Source organism: Arthrobacter sp. H14 (assembly GCF_000520495.1).
Classification (GTDB): Bacteria; Actinomycetota; Actinomycetes; order Actinomycetales; family Micrococcaceae; genus Arthrobacter_C.
The window spans coordinates 60,852-61,786 of record NZ_KI914641.1 but is presented as its reverse complement, the minus strand read 5'-3'; the positions used below and the strand labels follow the sequence as shown (position 1 = coordinate 61,786).

General features: G+C 67.5%; 1 protein-coding gene. It reads right to left on the bottom strand.

The genetic code is table 11. From position 1 onward, the window contains the following. Positions 1-935, bottom strand: a 935-nt coding sequence (locus Y707_RS24150; protein WP_155852798.1) for a serine/threonine-protein kinase, incomplete at both ends; no start/stop codon positions are given.

The window sequence follows — 935 nt, the reverse complement described above, 5'->3', positions numbered from 1 at the left end:
CGTCGGGCCGTAATCCACCGCGTAGGTGTCAGGTCCTGCCGGCTCCGACGCCGGATAGAGGCCGGTTTCCGCGACGGATTGCATCGCTTCGGTCGACGATCCCTGGTCGCCGCCGGGGCGCCAGTCTCCGAGCGCGCCCGGTGCCGGCCCAGAGCGCAGGGCGGCGGCGACATCGCCGGAGGAGGGTCGGTCGGCAGGATTGCGTGCCGTCATGGCCGTGAGCAGTTCCACCCAGCCGCGGCCCAGTGACGCTGGAATTTCCGGGTCCCGGTGCACGCGTGCGGCAGCAGATGCGACCGCCGGGCCGGGGAAGGCCACCCGTCCGGTGAGGCATTCCAGCAACACCAGTCCGAGTGAGTAGACATCGCAGGCGGGGGTAATAGCAAGGCCCTGCGCCTGCTCCGGACTGAAGTAGGTGGCCGTGCCCATGGATTGGCCGGTCGCCGTCAAACGTGCGCTGTCGACCAGGCGTGCAATGCCGAAGTCAGTGAGTTTGGGCTGGTCGGTGCGGTGCCGCCTGTCGCCTCCGCCAAGCAGGATGTTGGCCGGTTTCACATCGCGGTGAACGACTCCCTCAGTGTGGATGTAAGCAAGCGCGTCCGCCAGGCCGGTGCCCATCGTCGCGACCTCCTGCTGGCTGAGCTTGGATTCTTCGCCGAGGTCGGAGCGGCGGCGCAACCGGTGCAGGTCCGTACCGCGGATCAGCTCCATCACGAGGTAGGTCCGCGGTTCCAGCCTGCTGGTGTCGGTGCCTGCGTCGAAAACGATAACGAGGTTCGGGTGGTTCAGGCCTGCCAGCACCCGGACTTCACCCTGTTGGCGGTTAATCTCGTCCGCATCGGTGGCATCGGAACGGAACAGCTTGATAGCCACTTCCCGGCCAAGCGCCTCGTCGCGGGCCTGGTAGACGGTCGCCATGCCGCCCTGGCCGATCC